This is a genomic window from Proteus sp. G2673 (assembly GCF_009915125.1).
GTDB lineage: Bacteria > Pseudomonadota > Gammaproteobacteria > Enterobacterales > Enterobacteriaceae > Proteus > Proteus penneri.
The window spans coordinates 265,898-282,920 of record NZ_JAABLT010000024.1 but is presented as its reverse complement, the minus strand read 5'-3'; the positions used below and the strand labels follow the sequence as shown (position 1 = coordinate 282,920).

At 38.7% G+C, this 17,023-nt stretch carries 13 protein-coding genes and 1 other RNA gene; 7 read left to right on the top strand and 7 right to left on the bottom strand.

Going from position 1 to position 17,023, the window contains the following annotated elements; all coding sequences use genetic code 11:
• Positions 1-48: 48 nt before the first annotated feature.
• Positions 49-2,022, bottom strand: a complete 1,974-nt coding sequence (gene dnaX, locus GWI59_RS16285) for a DNA polymerase III subunit gamma/tau (RefSeq protein WP_072063647.1) — start codon at positions 2,020-2,022, stop codon at positions 49-51.
• Positions 2,023-2,276: 254 nt separating this feature from the next.
• Positions 2,277-2,828: an adenine phosphoribosyltransferase gene (gene apt, locus GWI59_RS16280; protein WP_161725098.1), complete on the bottom strand. Its 552-nt coding sequence runs from the start codon at positions 2,826-2,828 to the stop codon at positions 2,277-2,279.
• 137 nt (positions 2,829-2,965) lie between these two features.
• Between apt and priC the strand changes: the two genes are divergently transcribed.
• On the top strand, positions 2,966-3,508 hold the full coding sequence (priC, locus tag GWI59_RS16275) for a primosomal replication protein PriC (protein WP_072063649.1): 543 nt from the start codon (positions 2,966-2,968) through the stop codon (positions 3,506-3,508).
• An 11-nt stretch (positions 3,509-3,519) separates the two neighbouring features.
• Complete coding sequence (rsmS, locus tag GWI59_RS16270; RefSeq protein ID WP_072063650.1) at positions 3,520-3,684, top strand: pleiotropic regulatory protein RsmS; 165 nt, start codon at positions 3,520-3,522, stop codon at positions 3,682-3,684.
• Here the strand turns inward: rsmS and mscK are convergent, their stop codons facing one another.
• The 3 genes from mscK to acrR all read right to left on the bottom strand — a co-directional run bounded on the left by mscK (position 3,685) and on the right by acrR (position 8,260).
• Positions 3,685-7,107, bottom strand: coding sequence for a mechanosensitive channel MscK (gene mscK, locus GWI59_RS16265; protein ID WP_229096504.1), 3,423 nt, complete (start codon positions 7,105-7,107; stop codon positions 3,685-3,687).
• Between the two features lie 126 nt (positions 7,108-7,233).
• Positions 7,234-7,587, bottom strand: a complete 354-nt coding sequence (locus tag GWI59_RS16260; protein ID WP_006535056.1) for a DsrE/DsrF/TusD sulfur relay family protein — start codon at positions 7,585-7,587, stop codon at positions 7,234-7,236.
• Positions 7,588-7,615: 28 nt separating this feature from the next.
• On the bottom strand, positions 7,616-8,260 hold the full coding sequence (gene acrR / locus GWI59_RS16255; protein ID WP_006535057.1) for a multidrug efflux transporter transcriptional repressor AcrR: 645 nt from the start codon (positions 8,258-8,260) through the stop codon (positions 7,616-7,618).
• A gap of 124 nt (positions 8,261-8,384) precedes the next feature.
• Here acrR and GWI59_RS16250 point away from each other — a divergent pair, with 124 nt between their 5' ends.
• From GWI59_RS16250 to GWI59_RS16235, 4 genes are all read left to right on the top strand, one after another.
• Positions 8,385-9,578: an efflux RND transporter periplasmic adaptor subunit gene (locus GWI59_RS16250; protein WP_072063654.1), complete on the top strand. Its 1,194-nt coding sequence runs from the start codon at positions 8,385-8,387 to the stop codon at positions 9,576-9,578.
• A 14-nt stretch (positions 9,579-9,592) separates the two neighbouring features.
• Entirely contained in the window at positions 9,593-12,742 is a 3,150-nt protein-coding gene (locus GWI59_RS16245) for an efflux RND transporter permease subunit (protein ID WP_109847872.1), read from the top strand.
• A gap of 635 nt (positions 12,743-13,377) precedes the next feature.
• The gene (tomB, locus tag GWI59_RS16240; RefSeq protein ID WP_072063656.1) at positions 13,378-13,740 is read left to right on the top strand and encodes an Hha toxicity modulator TomB; all 363 of its coding nucleotides are present in this window, start codon (positions 13,378-13,380) and stop codon (positions 13,738-13,740) included.
• Between the two features lie 45 nt (positions 13,741-13,785).
• Complete coding sequence (locus GWI59_RS16235; RefSeq protein WP_006535062.1) at positions 13,786-13,989, top strand: HHA domain-containing protein; 204 nt, start codon at positions 13,786-13,788, stop codon at positions 13,987-13,989.
• A gap of 407 nt (positions 13,990-14,396) precedes the next feature.
• Here GWI59_RS16235 and ffs read toward each other — a convergent pair.
• Positions 14,397-14,493, bottom strand: an RNA gene (gene ffs, locus GWI59_RS16230) — signal recognition particle sRNA small type.
• Positions 14,494-14,802: 309 nt separating this feature from the next.
• On the opposite strand from ffs, the gene tesB reads away from it, so the two are divergent.
• Positions 14,803-15,678: an acyl-CoA thioesterase II gene (gene tesB, locus GWI59_RS16225; protein ID WP_072063657.1), complete on the top strand. Its 876-nt coding sequence runs from the start codon at positions 14,803-14,805 to the stop codon at positions 15,676-15,678.
• Positions 15,679-15,720: 42 nt separating this feature from the next.
• On the opposite strand, the gene amtB is transcribed toward tesB, so the two are convergent.
• Positions 15,721-17,013 carry an ammonium transporter AmtB gene (gene amtB / locus GWI59_RS16220; RefSeq protein ID WP_161669327.1) on the bottom strand — a complete coding sequence of 431 codons (1,293 nt, stop codon included), beginning with the start codon at positions 17,011-17,013 and terminating at the stop codon, positions 15,721-15,723.
• Between the last annotated feature and the right edge of the window lie 10 nt (positions 17,014-17,023).

Genomic DNA, 17,023 nt, shown 5'->3' with positions numbered 1-17,023 from the left:
CTCTCTTTGTAAAAGCCACACAGTATGAAGTCATACAACATGTTGCGATTAAACAGGTCGGATACTCTCTTCATCCAATTCAGCATCAAAATATTGCTGTAATGTTTGAATCGTTTTATCCGTAATAATCGATTGACGCGATAACGCCAATTTTTCATCATAAATGGCTTGTCGCCACTCCAACGGCGTTTTTACCGCTGGATTATCATCTTCTATAATTGTGAGTGAAATTGCTTTTCCATGCAATTCACTTAACGCATTAGTCAGCGTACGTAACGCATTTGCTGAATTTAAATGTTTCTGTTTAGTTCGTAAATGCAAAATAACGTTTTCTTCGCTTACTGTCTCTTTATATGCATTTAAGGCCAGTTGTTGCACTAATTTAGGTAGTGGCATTTTGTCAATTTCAGCCGCCCAAGCATCTCTTTCTTGCGACTCTTTAGCAATTTTCGCTGCTAATTCAGGTGTTTTTTCATATTCGAGAACCTCTTTGATCTCTTTGGGTGAAGAAACAACCTGTTCCGTTGACATGATTTCAGGGTTTTGCGGACGCCACTGATACTCTTCTTTTTTCTTTTTTTCAGGCGCATTAGTCTGACGCTTCACAACTTGCTGGCGTTTTTCACTCACGGCTGCTAGCCGCTCTAATGCACTAGCAGCCGGCTTAGCCCGATTAGGCGTCGCCGGTTCAGACTTTTTTGGCGGGGTTTGTTGTTCCGTCCCCTTGATTGCCTGCCTTGCTCTTAAAAGTTGAGCTGCTGGGCTGTTACCTAATGACGCACTCTTTTCTATAGGCGAAGAAGATTGGTGAGCCATTTGAGGCGAGTGAGTCTGTACAGTTTGCGGAGCATAATGTTCAGACATTCTATTCGTAGGTAATGATGCTGAAGGTAGAGTTTGTGCTAATGGCGCTGAAGGTATTTCATCAATCACTGTTTTAGGATGAAAAGCAAGCGCACGTAGCAGGGTCATTTCGACCCCCATGCGTCTATCTGGTGCATAAGCCAGTTCTTTTCGCCCGACTAATAAAGTTTGATAATAGAGTTGTAAATCTTGTGGAGAAACAGATTTAGCCAATAAACGTAGACGCTCTTGAGTAAATTGCTCTTGAGGATTTTCTTCACTAGGTAATAACTGCAACATGGCAATTTGATGTAATAATGAGAGGGTTTCCACTAGGAAATTTTCCCAGTCAGTCCCTCTTGAAGCGACTTCATTCACCAGCGACATGACCTGTTGACCATCCGCTTTTACCAACGCTTCAATCAATGCTAAAGGTTGAGCGTCATCAATAGTGCCAAGCATTTGGCTAACCACTTCCGTACTGACGACACCTTCGCCACTTGCAATGGCTTGGTCTGTTAAACTTAATGCATCTCGCATACTGCCATCAGCAGCGCGTGCAATAAGTTGACGTGCTCTTACATCATTTTCAATATGTTCTGCTAAAAGTACTTTTTCGAGTTGTGTTGCTATTTGGTCAATATCTAATGCTCGCAGATGAAATTGCAAGCAACGCGATAAAATCGTGACAGGTAATTTTTGTGGATCTGTCGTCGCTAATAAGAATTTAACGTGCTCAGGCGGCTCTTCTAATGTTTTTAGTAACGCATTAAAGCTGTGACGAGAAAGCATGTGAACTTCGTCAATCAAGTAGACCTTAAAACGGCCACGAGCTGGTGCATATTGCACATTATCCAGCAGTTCACGGGTATCTTCTACCTTGGTTCGAGATGCAGCATCGATTTCAATTAAATCAACGAAACGCCCTTGTTCTATTTCAAGGCAATTTGCGCATTGACCACAAGGTTTACTCGTAATACCTGTTTCACAATTAAGCCCTTTGGCAAATAATCGGGCAATAGTAGTTTTTCCGACACCTCGAGTGCCAGAAAAAAGGTAGGCGTGATGAAGTCGCTGATGATCAAGACCATTAGCTAAAGCCGTCAACACATGACGTTGGCCGACAACATCGTTAAAAGTTTGTGGGCGCCACTTACGGGCAAGTACCTGATAGCTCATTGATTCCGCTAAATTTGAACAAGATTTATCTCTATGCTAACACAGGGGCGACCTATTGAGCGAGATCTGTAAGAAACAAATGAGATATTAATGAAAGAACCAGCTGAAATAAAAGATAAAGTAAGAGGTAACAATTGTGCGGGCAATATACATTTATAAAAATAGAAAAACTTATAAACGATATATAAGCACCCGCACTCTTACTTGTGTTTACGATAAGAACTTCATTAGCCCTTTTCTAAACAGTGAAGAAATTAATGTCCTGGAAAATCAACCAGCGTAAAGCTGTGAATACCTTGTTTTTCTAAGCGTTGGATACCGCCTAAATCAGGTAAGCAGATAATGAATGCAGCTTCTGTCACAGTCCCGCCTAAACGGCGGATAAGACGAGCAGTTGCTTCAATGGTGCCACCGGTTGCCAGTAAATCATCAACCATTAATACTTTGTCTTGATCCGTAATGCTATCTTTGTGGATCTCTAAAGTATCTGTGCCATATTCCAAATCATAAGTTTCACTGAGCGTTTCGCGAGGCAATTTACCTTTTTTACGAACAGGAACAAAACCAACACCGAGGCGTAAAGCAACCGGAGCACCAAATAAGAAACCGCGAGCTTCGGTACCCACGACTTTAGTGATACCCTGACCTTGATAGTATTCTACCAATAAATCAATGGTTGTCTGATATGCAGCAGGATTATCTAATAATGTAGTGATATCACGGAATAATATCCCTTCTTTTGGATAATCAGGAATGGTTTCAATACTGTCTTTAATAAATTGCAGTTGTTGCGCGTTAGCAGTCATAATCAGTGCCATAATAAAAAACGAAACGATAGAATCTATGCAATATGCCGTTAAAATGCAACAGAAAGCCAGTTAACAACTCTTTTTTGTTGCTTAAAGTCAATTCATGTTTTTATCAAAACAGGGACAAGAACCAGATGACTAAACCCGATCCTTTAAGCTTGTTTAAAAAACAGATAGACAATCTAGCCGAAACAATGGCGCCTATTGCAAACAAAAAAATTGCAGCACCTTGCTTCGACACAGCACTGTTCCACCGCCGAAGTGATTCTCTTGACGGTTATATGCAACAGATCCGCGATAATTTTACCCAGTTAATCGCTTGTGTTGAAGCACAACGAAGCCAGCAGGTTAAATTTCTGGCTACACAAATCCTACAACAAATAGAAGCATTAACTCGTGAATTATCGACACAAACACTAAGAAAGCAAGAGAACCAGCTTACTCAACGAAAAAAAAGTGTCGATTTATACCAAAAACTTGCCCAACATCAGGATTATGAACGTCGATTACAGGCCATGATCCAAGATAGAGAACTTTCATTAATGCAAGCACAGAGCTTTATGAAGCAACAAGAGTTACAAAAAGAGATTGCTGCTCTTGAAAATCGCCTTGCGCGCTGCAAAAACGCCTTGTTTTCTATCGAAAAAAACATTGAGAAACAAGAAGATAAATTTTAAAGGAAGTGATTATGAGTTTAAACGAAGCGCCAGAGTCTGTTCAATTGGCTGTCGATCTTATCTATTTACTTGAAAGCCACCATATTGATCCTAAAACAGCATTAGAAGCCCTCGAGATTGTGCGCCAAGATTATGAAAAAAAATTAGCGACACAATCTACTCATTCATCCCTTTAATTAAGCGAAAGGCGTATTAGCATCAGGTGTTGAGCCATCAAGAGGACGTTTTATCTCTTGTACTTCATCACCTTGTTTATTATGCAAATAGACATCAAGTTGGTTAAACGCAATATTGATATTATTTTCATTACATAGCTTATCAATAGCGCGGTTAACTTCATCTATTGCAATACTTCTATCACCTAATGTTCTGACATAAAAACGCAATTCATGATTCAGGGTACTTGCCCCAAATTCAGTAAATAGCACCACGGGTTCTGGTTCAGTCATCACTCTGATATTATCTTTAGCGGCCTTCATTAAGATCGCTTTGACCTTCTCGAGATCAGAGCCATATGCCACCCCCACCTGAATAATAATGCGTGTGACAGTATCAGATAATGTCCAGTTAATAAGCCGTTCGGTTACAAACGCTTTATTTGGAATAATCACTTCTTTGCGATCAAAGTCAGTCACTGTCGTTGCTCTAATTCGAATTCGGCTAACCGTACCAGAATAAGTACCAATAGTAACCGTATCACCAATTCTGACAGGTCTTTCGAACAAAATAATTAAGCCAGACACAAAGTTTGCAAAGATCTCTTGTAAACCAAACCCTAACCCTACCGTTAAAGCCGCCGCTAACCATTGTAATTTCTCCCATGCCACACCTAATATTCCCAGAGAGACAATGGTTCCAATAGCAATAATAACGTAGGTTAAAATAGTCGTAATAGCGTAAGAAGCGCCTTGTTGCAGTTTGATACGCGATAAAATTAATACCTCTAATAAACCCGGTAAATTTCGCGTCATAAACCAAGAGATTGCCATGATAGAAACAGACAATAAGAGATCGGCAACAGTCACGGCCTTAACCACATTACCGAGTTCTGTCGGTAATGTGTAATTCCAGAGCGTTATTCCATCTAAATAGGTAAAAACAGTAATAAAATCAGACCAAATTCCATAGAAACTAGAAGCAAAGATGATAAATAAGATCATCGTTGTCAGTCTTAATGATTGCTGATTGATTAGATCCATATCCATTGGCGGCTCTTGAATCGGTTCAAGGCTGTTATCTTCACCTTCTTTTTTCTCTTTTAACATAGCTTGTCTACGTTCAAGCGCTCGACGATATGCAAGCCTTCTCGCCGCAACAGTTAATCCGCGCAAACTGGCGTGATAAGCAATAAACCACAACATAAGCAGATATAAGCTATCAATCCAGCGATTGGCTAAACGCAACGCCGTATAGTAATAACCAAAAATGACTAATCCCATTAAAATTAAAGGCGAAAATGTTAATAGGGTGATCACAACCGTTCTAACAACATGATTCCCCTTTTCTTGCCACATTTCGCGGCAAAACGGCAATGCACATAAACTAATGCAAAACAGTGAAATAATCGCAACCAACTGCCCAATCACATCGCCCACCAGCAATAATGGATTATTAATGCCATAAGCGGAAAGTAAAATAATCGGCAACATAGGAAAAGAAAGCCGTAATAAACGTTTACGGTTTTGTTGGACTCGCTCTACAGGAATTTTAAAATGTTTTACTGCAACACCATTGTCAGACATTAAGCGATAAGACCATTCGAACATCAGCCAAAATACCGCAAATTGCCAAGCGAAGGACCAGATAAACTCTTGTTGTACATTAAAGCTATTTATTAGCCAATATCCTATCGCTAAAACAAAACAAGACAGAGGTAAAGTTTTAAGAAAAACAATTCCCAGAGCAAGCGGTGTATGTAACTGAGAATCTTTATTGAGTTTATTTATATCCCCGTTCAGTTTTTCAAACTGAATATCAAGTTTTTTACGTTGCCAAATCAGTATTGAACCGAACAAAATTAACCCAATAAGAACAGGAAGTGATTTCTTAGCCCCGATCAGCAGATTTTCATTTGACCAATTGAGTTTAACACCTTGAAACTCAGCAACAGCCTGCGAGGGGAATGCTGAAAACCAATTAAGATTAATAGGCTTATTGCTGCTTACCCAGAAAATTTGCTGAGCCAATGTGTTTTCGAGTGAACTGACCACACTACGCAATTGTTGTTGATCCATTTGTAGGTTAATCGAACCTGAAATTTGATTACCCAATTGGTTATTGAGCTTATCAAGTAATTCACGTCTAGCATCAACAAGTAATTCTAATGCACTACGTAACTCTTTTTGTGCATTAGGATCGGATGCTTCAGGATGAGCAACTTGATATTCATGCATCAACTGATCAATATAAACACTGGGCTGTATTATTTGATCGCGTTGTTTGTTTATTTCAAACTGCTCTAAGCGTAAGTCCGCAATTTTATCGGGCAGGTTATTAATAAAAATACCATCCGGTAAATCAACTTGCTCTTCAAATAAGATACGAGAAAGCAATAAGCTTCCTTTGAGAACATCAATTTGTTCTTTTAAATTTCGTTCAGATTGAATAGCTCTGTCTAAACGATTTTTGACCATTAAACTATGGCGATTTAACTCATTATTATTTTGCGTTGTAACAATCAACTTATCACTAAGATGTTTATTGATTTCTGTTTGTGCTAAATAAAAAGGATTGCTATTAATTTCTTGATTTTCAAGTCCTGTACTTTGCGCTTCTTTCGCCGTTTCTTCTGAACTATCTAAACGCTTATCACTAATCTCTTCTTGAATGAGTTGAGCATGTTCTTGGGAAAGGTCGATGTAAGCAGAACTATAATCACGTTGGAGTTGTAATAGGCTTTGTAGCTGCACATTAAATTGTAAGGTGCGTTTTTGATAATTATTCTGTTGTTGAAGATAATATTGTTCTAATTGCAATAATTGTACTGCTGAAGGTCGCATTTGTGCTTTATCTGCACTACTTTTATTCAATGATATTCTTATTTGTTGCAGTCTTTCTGAGTTATTAAATAAAACGGATTGTGCTCTTTCTGGTTGTGTTTGTAACACAATAAGTTCATTGCTGTAATTGGCTAAATCGTCTTGCGCTTTTTGTAATGATTGTAAGACAGTCTCTAATTGTGATTCTAATGTTGCTAAAGGTAATGCTTCTAGTGACTTTTGATAGTCGCCTACTTCTTTATTAGCGACTTTCTGTTTTAACTGATTAAGTTGATATTGTGCATTACGCAGCTTTTCAGGTAATTGCTCTACGGTTTTATCATAGCTTGCTAATTTTTTTTCTAGCTGTTGAATATTATCAAGTAATAAAAGTGATTGTTCTAAGTCAGCAATCGTTAATTTATCTTCTGCACTTAACTCGCTACGTTTGTTTAATAAATTAAGCTGGTTTTGAATACTTTCTTGAGTGGGTAAATTACTGGGTACTGCAGCTAAAACTGAGTTAATGGAGAAACTCAAAAAAACAAACATAATAATCGTGGCGAAAATAGTCGTCATTATTCGATTATCGAACTGAGAAAAAAAAGTTTGAGTACGCATAGTTAAGCAACTTGTTCAATTAATATTGAAAAACTGTTTATTATTATAATCCAATTGCTTTAAATTGGCATTGTAAACAGCACAAGTTGCTTGGTCTGTTTCTCGCCCGAGAAAACGAAATGATGATCAGAAAGTCAGGATTTTATCAGCATCTAGTGTCCACTGAGCTAAATCCACTAACGTGCCTAATTCTGCACCATCAACAAGCGGTAGCTCACTGATACCACGAGTGTCTGTACAGGTTTTGCATAGTTTAACAGGCACATTTTGTGCTGTTAAAATTTCCAGCATTTGCTGTAAGTTATAACCTTCTTTAGGTTGTTGACGCGCTAAAGCCCCAGTCACTGCGTCTGACATTAAAAAAATATTTAATTCAGTTTCTGGATGCTGTTCTTTCAATGTTATTGATAAACGCAGTGCGTTAAATAATGATTCATTGCCATAAGCCGCACCATTAGCAATAACTAATATCTTACTCATAAACCTCTTCCTCAAGTCTAATAATAAATTAAGATGACGCTGATATTCTCATATTGGCGCTGTGCTTTATCATATCAATAAAGCTATCAACCAAATATTGACTTTCATCTTTGATAGAGAAACTTTCTGGTGAAAATAACCAATTTTCGGCAAGACCCGTCATCATGGCTCTTAACATAATGGCAGCTCTTCTTAAATTAAGATTGGCAGGAAGCTGTTTTTTCTCAACACAACGAAATAAAGATTGTTCTATTCTAGAATAATCCGCTGCACACAATTCTCTGCGAATTTCAACAATTGGCGTCATTTCACCGACAAATTCGCATTTATGGAAATATATTTCTAAAAGTGAATTATGTTTAGGATCTTCGACAATGGATGTCAATATGTAAATAAGCAATTCTCTTAATACAAATAGTGGATCATCTGGATATTTTGTTTGATACTCTAATTCTAAAGATTCTATTTTTAAGTCGGTGAGTTTGCACGCTTCAGTAAATAAATCCACTTTATTTTTAAAGTGCCAATATATTGCGCCTCGGGTAACACCTGCCGCGGATGCAATATCTGAAAGTGATGTGGCAGAAACGCCTTGCACAGTAAACAACCTAAGTGCAGCATCAATAATCTGCTGTTTTGTTTCTTGTGCCTGCCGTTTAGTTTTTCGTGCCATTAATCCTCGATTTTGACTGAAGTTAATTTACATACATTCATGTATGTTTGTACTATACATCGCAATCAATCATCAACTTAATTATTTTTATCCCGGGAAACAACGTTTGAATAGAGGTTTTCTTATGCGAAAAAACAGAGGGGTTTTGCCTCTGGCTCTGTTAGTGCTATCAGGCAGCTTGGTTCTTGCTGGATGTGACGACAAAGCTAAACAGTCTGCTGGAGGTCCACCTCCTGCACCGGCTGTCGGTGTTGTGACTTTAGGAGCAGAAGCTCTGACAATCACTACTGATTTACCAGGTCGTACATCAGCTTTCCGTATTGCTGAAGTTCGCCCTCAAGTTGGCGGCATTATTTTAAAGCGCAATTATACTGAAGGTAGCTATGTAGAAGCGGGTACATCTTTGTATCAAATCGATCCAGCTATTTTTGAAGCAACTTTAAATAGTGCGAAAGCTGAATTAGCGAAAGCGAAAGCAAATGCTGAAATAGCGCGTCTCACTGTGGAACGTTATAAGCCTCTGCTAGGTACAAACTACGTCAGTAAACAAGATTTTGATACTGCAACATCTCAATATGCACAAGCTGTAGCTGCTGTTAAAGCAGGCGAAGCCGCGGTAACAACTGCAAAGATTAATCTTGAATACACAAAAGTAACAGCACCTATTTCAGGTCGTTCAGGTAAATCTACTGTGACTGAAGGCGCACTTGTCGCTCCAGGTCAGCAAGTGGCACTGACAACTGTTCAGCAAATCGATCCGATTTACGTCAATGTGACGCAGTCGAGTGAAGATTACCTGAAACTTAAAAATGAAATTGAAAGTGGCGTTATTCGTCAAGAGCAAGGCAAACCTGTTGTTCATTTAACATTGACTAATGGGCAAGCTTACGCACAGAAAGGTCATTTAGAATTTTCTGATGTGACTGTTGATGAGACAACAGGCTCAATTACGATGCGTGCTATCGTACCTAACCCAAATGGGGAATTATTACCAGGTATGTTTGTTCGCACTAAATTAGAAAATGGTATTCGTCAAAATGCAATTTTGATCCCACAGCAAGCTGTGATCCGTACTGCTCGTGGTGAAGCGACAACAATGGTTGTTAATAAAGACAATGTTGTTGAAGTTCGTACCATCGATGTGTCACAAGCTGTTGGTAATAAATGGCTCGTTAATAGTGGTGTTCAGGCTGGTGAACGCGTTATCGTTTCTGGATTGCAAAAAGCAAAACCCAAAATGACAGTAACGCCTCAAGAAGAGAATTTAGATGCGAAGCCATCACCTGAACAAACTGAGCCAGCTAAGAATCCTCAATAAGGAGTCGGTGATCCATGCCTAAGTTTTTTATAGATAGACCGATATTTGCGTGGGTAATTGCGATAATTACCATGCTCGCAGGTCTTCTGGCACTCATCAAACTGCCTGTAGCCCAGTATCCAACGATTGCACCGCCAGCGATTTCTATCTCTGCGGTTTATCCTGGTGCTGACGCCACCACTGTGCAAAATACAGTTACCCAAGTTATCGAACAGAATATGAATGGTATCGATAACATGGTGTATATGTCTGCGACCAGTGACTCAGCGGGTATGATGAATATCACTCTGACCTTTGAAGCAGGTACTGATCCTGATATCGCGCAAGTACAGGTGCAAAATAAATTGCAACTTGCTATGCCGCTATTACCTCAGGAAGTGCAACAGCAAGGGATTAGTGTTGATAAATCCTCAAGTTCATTCTTGATGGTTGCAGGTTTTATCTCTGCTGACGGTTCAATGTCACAAGATGATATCGCAGACTATGTGGGTGCAACGATTAAAGACCCATTAAGCCGTGTAACCGGTGTGGGTGAAACCCAGTTATTTGGTACTCAATACGCGATGCGTATTTGGTTAGATCCCGATAAACTGGTGAAATACAACATGACCACACTTGATGTTATCGGTGCGATTAGAGCACAGAATAACCAAGTGGCAGCAGGTCAATTAGGGGGCACACCTCCTGTTCCTGGTCAGCGTTTAAACGTATCTATTATTGCTCAAACTCGACTCAATACCGCAGAGCAATTTGGCGATATCCTGATGAAGGTTAATACCGACGGTTCTCAGGTTAAGCTAAAAGATCTCGGTATAGTTGAAATGGGAGCAGAAAACTACAGTACTATTGCTCGCTTTAATGGCTTACCTGCTTCTGGTATCGGTATTAAATTAGCAACAGGTGCTAACGCATTAGATACCGCAACCGCGGTACGTGCTGCATTAGCTGAAATGGAGCCATTCTTCCCTGCGGGATTAGAGGTCGTTTATCCTTATGATACAACGCCATTCGTTAAGATCTCTATTTTCGAAGTGGTAAAAACGCTTATTGAAGCAATCATGCTGGTATTCGTAGTGATGTATCTGTTCTTACAGAACTTCCGTGCTACGTTAATTCCAACAATTGCAGTACCAGTTGTATTATTAGGTACCTTTGCCGTACTCTCGGCATTCGGTTATTCGATAAATACCTTGACGATGTTTGCGATGGTGCTTGCCATCGGGCTTCTGGTGGATGACGCCATCGTTGTGGTAGAAAACGTCGAACGTGTTATGCAAGAAGAAGGTTTATCGCCTAAAGAAGCAACACGTAAATCTATGGGACAAATCCAAAGTGCGCTGGTCGGTATCGCCCTTGTGCTTTCTGCGGTATTTATTCCAATGGCATTCTTTGGTGGTTCAACAGGTGCGATTTATCGCCAGTTCTCTATCACCATCGTATCAGCAATGATCCTGTCTGTTTTCGTTGCATTGATTTTAACACCTGCACTTTGTGCAACAATGTTAAAACCAATACCAAAAGGCAGCCATGGTGTGCAAACGGGCTTCTTTGGTTGGTTTAACCGTACCTTTGAAAAAAGCAGCCATCACTATACTGATAGTGTATCCCGTACACTTCGTGGTACTGGTCGTTACTTATTAATTTACGTTTTATTAGTCGCAGGTATGGCGTTAATGTTTATTCGCTTACCCGCATCGTTCTTACCAGAAGAAGACCAAGGGGTATTACTGACAATGGTTCAGTTACCTGCGGGTTCAACACAAGAACAGACTCAGGACGTATTAGAAAGAGTAAACGACTACTTCAATACTGATGAAAAAGAGCTCGTTAAATCTGTCTTTACCGTAAGTGGCTTCGGCTTCGGTGGTCAAGGACAAAATATGGGTCTGGTCTTCGTTGTATTGAATGATTGGGATGAACGTAAAGCGGATGAAGACAAAGTTCCGGCGATTGTAGGACGTGCCAACATGGCACTATCCCAAATTAAGGAGGCCTTTGTTTATTCATTTAATATTCCAGCGATTGTTGAGTTAGGCTCTGCGGGTGGTTTCGAATTCGAGTTGATAGATAAAGCTAACCTTGGTCACGAAAAACTCATGGAAGCGAGAAATCAATTACTCGGAATGGCAGCGCAACAACCTCAAATGTTAATGGGCGTGCGTCCTAACGGTCAGGAAGATACTTCACAGTATCGCCTCTATATCGACCTAGAGAAAGCACAAGCTCAAGGTGTTGCAATTAGTGATATCTATTCAACATTAGGTACGATGTTTGGTGGTAGCTATGTAAACGACTTTATCGACCGTGGTCGTGTTAAGAAAGTTTACGTTCAAGCTGAATCACAATTCCGTATGTTGCCACAAGATATTGGTAATCTTTATGTTCGTAACAATGTCGGTCAGATGGTTCCATTCTCATCGTTCATTGATACAAGTAAAGATCCTTGGTTATACGGCTCTCCTCGTTTAGAGCGTTATAACGGTTTACCAGCAGTTCAAATTCAAGGTAGTGCAACACCAGGTCAAAGTAGTGGTGATGCAATGCTTATGATGGAAGATCTTGCAAGTAAACTACCAAGCGGTATCGGTTATGAGTGGACAGGAATGTCATATCAAGAACGTTTATCTGGTAACCAAGCGCCTGCGCTGTATACCATTTCCTTGATAGTTGTATTCCTTTGTCTTGCTGCTCTTTATGAAAGCTGGTCAGTACCATTCTCTGTCATGTTAGTCGTTCCACTAGGTGTTATTGGTGCTCTTGCATTAACATCACTAAGAGGCCTGGAAAACGACGTTTACTTTAAGGTTGGGCTCTTAACAACCATTGGGTTATCGGCGAAAAACGCAATCTTGATTGTTGAATTCGCCAAAGACTTGATGGAGAAAGAAGGTAAAGGACTCATAGAAGCAACGTTAGACTCTGTTAGAATGCGTCTACGTCCAATTCTAATGACTTCACTGGCCTTTATGTTAGGGGTTATTCCTCTGGTATTAAGTAACGGCGCAGGTTCTGGTGCTCAAAACTCAGTAGGTACAGGTGTATTCGGTGGTATGATTGCCGCGACTTCCCTTGCTATCTACTTCGTTCCTATCTTCTTCGTCGTGATCCGTAGACGGTTTGCGAAGAAAAATGAAGATTTAGAACATCCAAATCATTCACACTAATTTAAGTGATAATGCCAAAAAGGTCGCGAAAGCGGCCTTTTTATTTAGCTATTGATGTATTGTTTAAAATGAAAAATTGTTTCATTATATTATTTCTAGGTAATATCTCTTTAATCAATAAATTCATTTTATTTTTTTTCTTATATGTGACTTTTTGTCAAAATGAGGTAGTTCTGTTATTTATAAATAACAACGATATTTATACCTCATTTACACGCTTAAGCATTTGAAAATATAATAAAAACCAATATAATCATTATGTTAAGAGAATATTCTTCAATTGGGATTTCTTGATTTTTACGAAAATAGACAAAATTATGTTGTTCAGATAGTGACTTATGTAATAATAGTGCTATATTAAGCAAAGAAATACTTATTGTATAAGTTTTAAACTCATTCGTGTATAATTCCGTATACAATTTAGTATTGTCTTTCGATATGCTATTACTTTGTTAGAAATAATAAATATAATTATTAAACCCTTTTAGCATACGAGTAAATATAAACACCTATTTTCAAGTTTATGTTTTTATTAATCCATTAATGAATTATGTGATGTATCTCATTAATAAGCTCAACTTTAAGTATTTATCTTTATTAATGAATATTTTCTATTAATTCAATTGCGATATGTTATGGACGAATATTCACCAGAAAAAGTAGATTTAGCCGAATTGTCGTTTTTGTGCGAAGAGTTATTACAGCAAGCTTTAGACTCATTAGATAAAGGCAGCACGGTTTGGCACAACGATCTGAGTAGCACAAAAAGCGTTGACCTTAATATCCTAATTGAACACATTATGGACTTTAGTTGGAAATTTAAGATTAAGTACCCAGATAAACATGTAATTAATACGCTTATAGAAGAGTATCTTGAAGAGACTTATCGTTTATTTGGTAATACATCAATTTCTTACTCAGATATCAATAATTGGAAAGAGTTAAACCAGTCACTTCTAACTCTTATTGCCAAAAACCCAAAAAATTATATTAAGTAATTTTAATTATCTTTAGTTTTATTTTAATTATAGAGAAAAGACAACATGACTAAGACAGACTATCTAATGCGTTTAAGAAAATGTACTTCAATCGAAACATTAGAACGTGTAATTGAAAAAAACAAATATGAACTCTCTGATGATGAACTGGAACTGTTTTATTCAGCAGCAGACCACCGTTTAGCAGAACTCACAATGAACAAGCTATATGATAAAATCCCAGCATCTGTTTGGAAATTTGTAAGATAATCTAGTTCTATTTAATTACCTTAGTTTTATTTTTGCTATTTTTATTTTTTATAGTAGTAGGGTTATTAGTTCTTAATTTAGATATCGTTTTATTCACGTTTTCTTATCAGTAGAATAATTACACACCATCATGCCGTTAACTTATTACGGCATGACTGCATTTCTTTACCCAAATATTCCTCTCATTTATAAACACTACCGTAAATTTTCTCATAATAAATTAATGCATTGAGCGTACTGTTTTCTATTCAATAATATTAACTCTCAAATTCAAAGAAAACAGAACTCAAAAAAACACATATAGAGAGTAAAATTATAAGGAAAAATAAATCTAAGAAGATAATAGTGATAAGAGATTCGAAATGATGAGAGATTAAAAATCATGAAGGGCTAAAAATTGGGTGGGGCCTTGCCAGCGACATCCCGGCACACGCGACACCTGCCATGGCTGCTTCCTTCCGGACCTGACCGAGTTAACAAGTTAGCGTTGCGGGAGAACCAACAAGACCCCATAGATTGTCTTATTGCTAAGACGTCACGCATTATGTTTTAAACTGATCCAAATAGCAAGGAAAGCGAGACTAAGTGATTACTAATTACCCAAATCCGTGCTCACTAATTATTCAATTGACTCTAAGGCTCTTTTACCTGCCATAAATTTATCAAAGCGCACTCAAACAATAATCTCATCAACTCTGTTCATTTATCATTAGATTGCTACAAGATAAAAAGGGAGATTATTTTTTTATATTCCTAGGATTGTATATAATCAACTTTATAAAAAATCACCAGATCTAATGATACAGGTACACTATGAGTCAAGCATTGAAAGATCTCATCAATTTGATGGCACTTGAAAAAATAGAAGAAGGCCTATTTAGAGGCCAAAGCGAGGATTTGGGATTACCGCAAGTTTTCGGTGGGCAAGTTGTAGGACAAGCACTATATGCTGCAAAACAGACAATAGCTGATAACCGCTATATCAACTCATTTCATAGCTACTTTTTACGTCCTGGTGATAGCCATAAGCCTATTGTTTATGATGTGGAATTTATTCGTGATGGTGGATCATTTAGTACTCGTAGGGTCAGTGCTATTCAGCACGGTAAACCTATTTTTTATATGACCGTTTCTTTTCAAGAATTTGAAGAAGGCTTTGAACATCAAGATACAATGCCTGATGTTCCTTTTCCAAATGAGCTTATCTCACAAGATGAGATTTTAAAGAACTTAGCACCCAAATTACCCGAGCCGATTAAATCTTTAGCACTTCGAGAAACACCGTTTGAAGCGCGCCCTGTGCAATACTTTAGCCCGTTTGGCTACGCTAAAGCGCCTGCTGAACGTTATGTTTGGTATCGTAGTCGAGGTGAAATACCAACCGATCCTTTCTTGCATCAATATTTACTTGGTTATGTTTCTGATTTTGACTTTTTACCAACTGCTCTCCAACCTTATGGATTAGGTTTTATGGATACAAGCCTGCAGGTCGCTACGATTGACCATTCTATGTGGTTTCATCGCCCATTCCGTGTGGATGATTGGTTACTTTATGTGATTGAAAGTCCTTCCGCATCAGGGGGCAGAGGGTTTGTTAGAGGTAAATTCTTTAATACAAAAGGTCAACTCGTTGCATCTTCTGTTCAAGAAGGGGTTATTCGTCAAAAACGAGCTAAACATTCAAAATAATACCTTGGCATATTCCCCCCTCAATTGAGGGGGAATAGACAATTATTGTTGATAAGCTCTTTCACCATGAGTCGTTAAATCTAACCCATCATGCTCTTCCTCTTCTGAAACTCGCAAGCCCACCAGCTTATCTGCGATTTTAAAACCTATATAAGCGACAACACCAGACCAAATCACTGTGATCACAACGCTCATTAATTGAATTAAAACTTGTTTACTGAGTGTCATACCATCGCTATATCCCACTCCCCCTAAAAATGAAGCCGTAAATACCCCTGTTAATAAACAACCAGCAATACCACAAGTACCATGAATACCAAAAACATCACAAACATCATCAGCCTTTAACCAGCGTTTTAAAACAACGACGCCCCAAAGCCCAATGATCCCACCCATTACACCGATAAATAAAGCGCCCATTACTCCGACCGTGCCAGCTGCCGGTGTAATCGCAACTAATCCTGCAATACAACCAGAACAACTACCTAACATAGAAGGTTTGCCTCTGGTGAGCCATTCTGATGCAGTCCAAGAAAGCACGGCTCCTGCCGTTGCAATTACTGTATTTAGAAATGCTAAAGCTGCGATTGCATTTGCACTGCCAGCAGAGCCTGCATTAAAACCAAACCAACCGATATAGAGCACCGCTGTACCAGTAAAGACCATTGGTAAATTATGAGGTTTAAGCGCTGTATGCTGACTATCACGCCGTTTGCCAAGTAAGTAAGCACCAACAAGTGCCGCAATCGCTGCATTAATATGGACAACGGTTCCCCCAGCAAAATCTAATGCCCCATCATCGATTAACCAACCACCTTCTCCCCATACCATATGTGCAATAGGAATATAAGAAAGTGTGAACCAAATAATCGTAAAAATGAGCAGTGCAGAAAAGCGAACGCGCTCTCCTAGTGCCCCAACAATTAATGCAACAGTGATAACAGCAAAAGATCCTTGAAAAGCAATATGTACATACTGATTAATTGAGCCAGAGAGTGAATCTAGTGATACGTTATTCAAAAAAGTAAGTGACCACCCACCCCAAATTTTATTACCGGCGGTAAATGCCAAACTATAGCCAAATGTAACCCAAAGAATAACAACGATACTGAAGATCATCATCACTTGAGTGATCAAAGAAAGTACATTTTTTCCTCTCAATAACCCGCCATAAAACAGAGCAATACCGGGCATCGTCATAAAAAAGACTAAAGCGGTACATATCAACATAAAACTATTATCAGCTTTATCAACCCCCCCTGTTTCAGTTGCAAATGCAGATGAAGAAAAGTATGTAAGCACTAACATTAATAGTAAAGAAAGTAAGCGTCTCATCGAATATCTC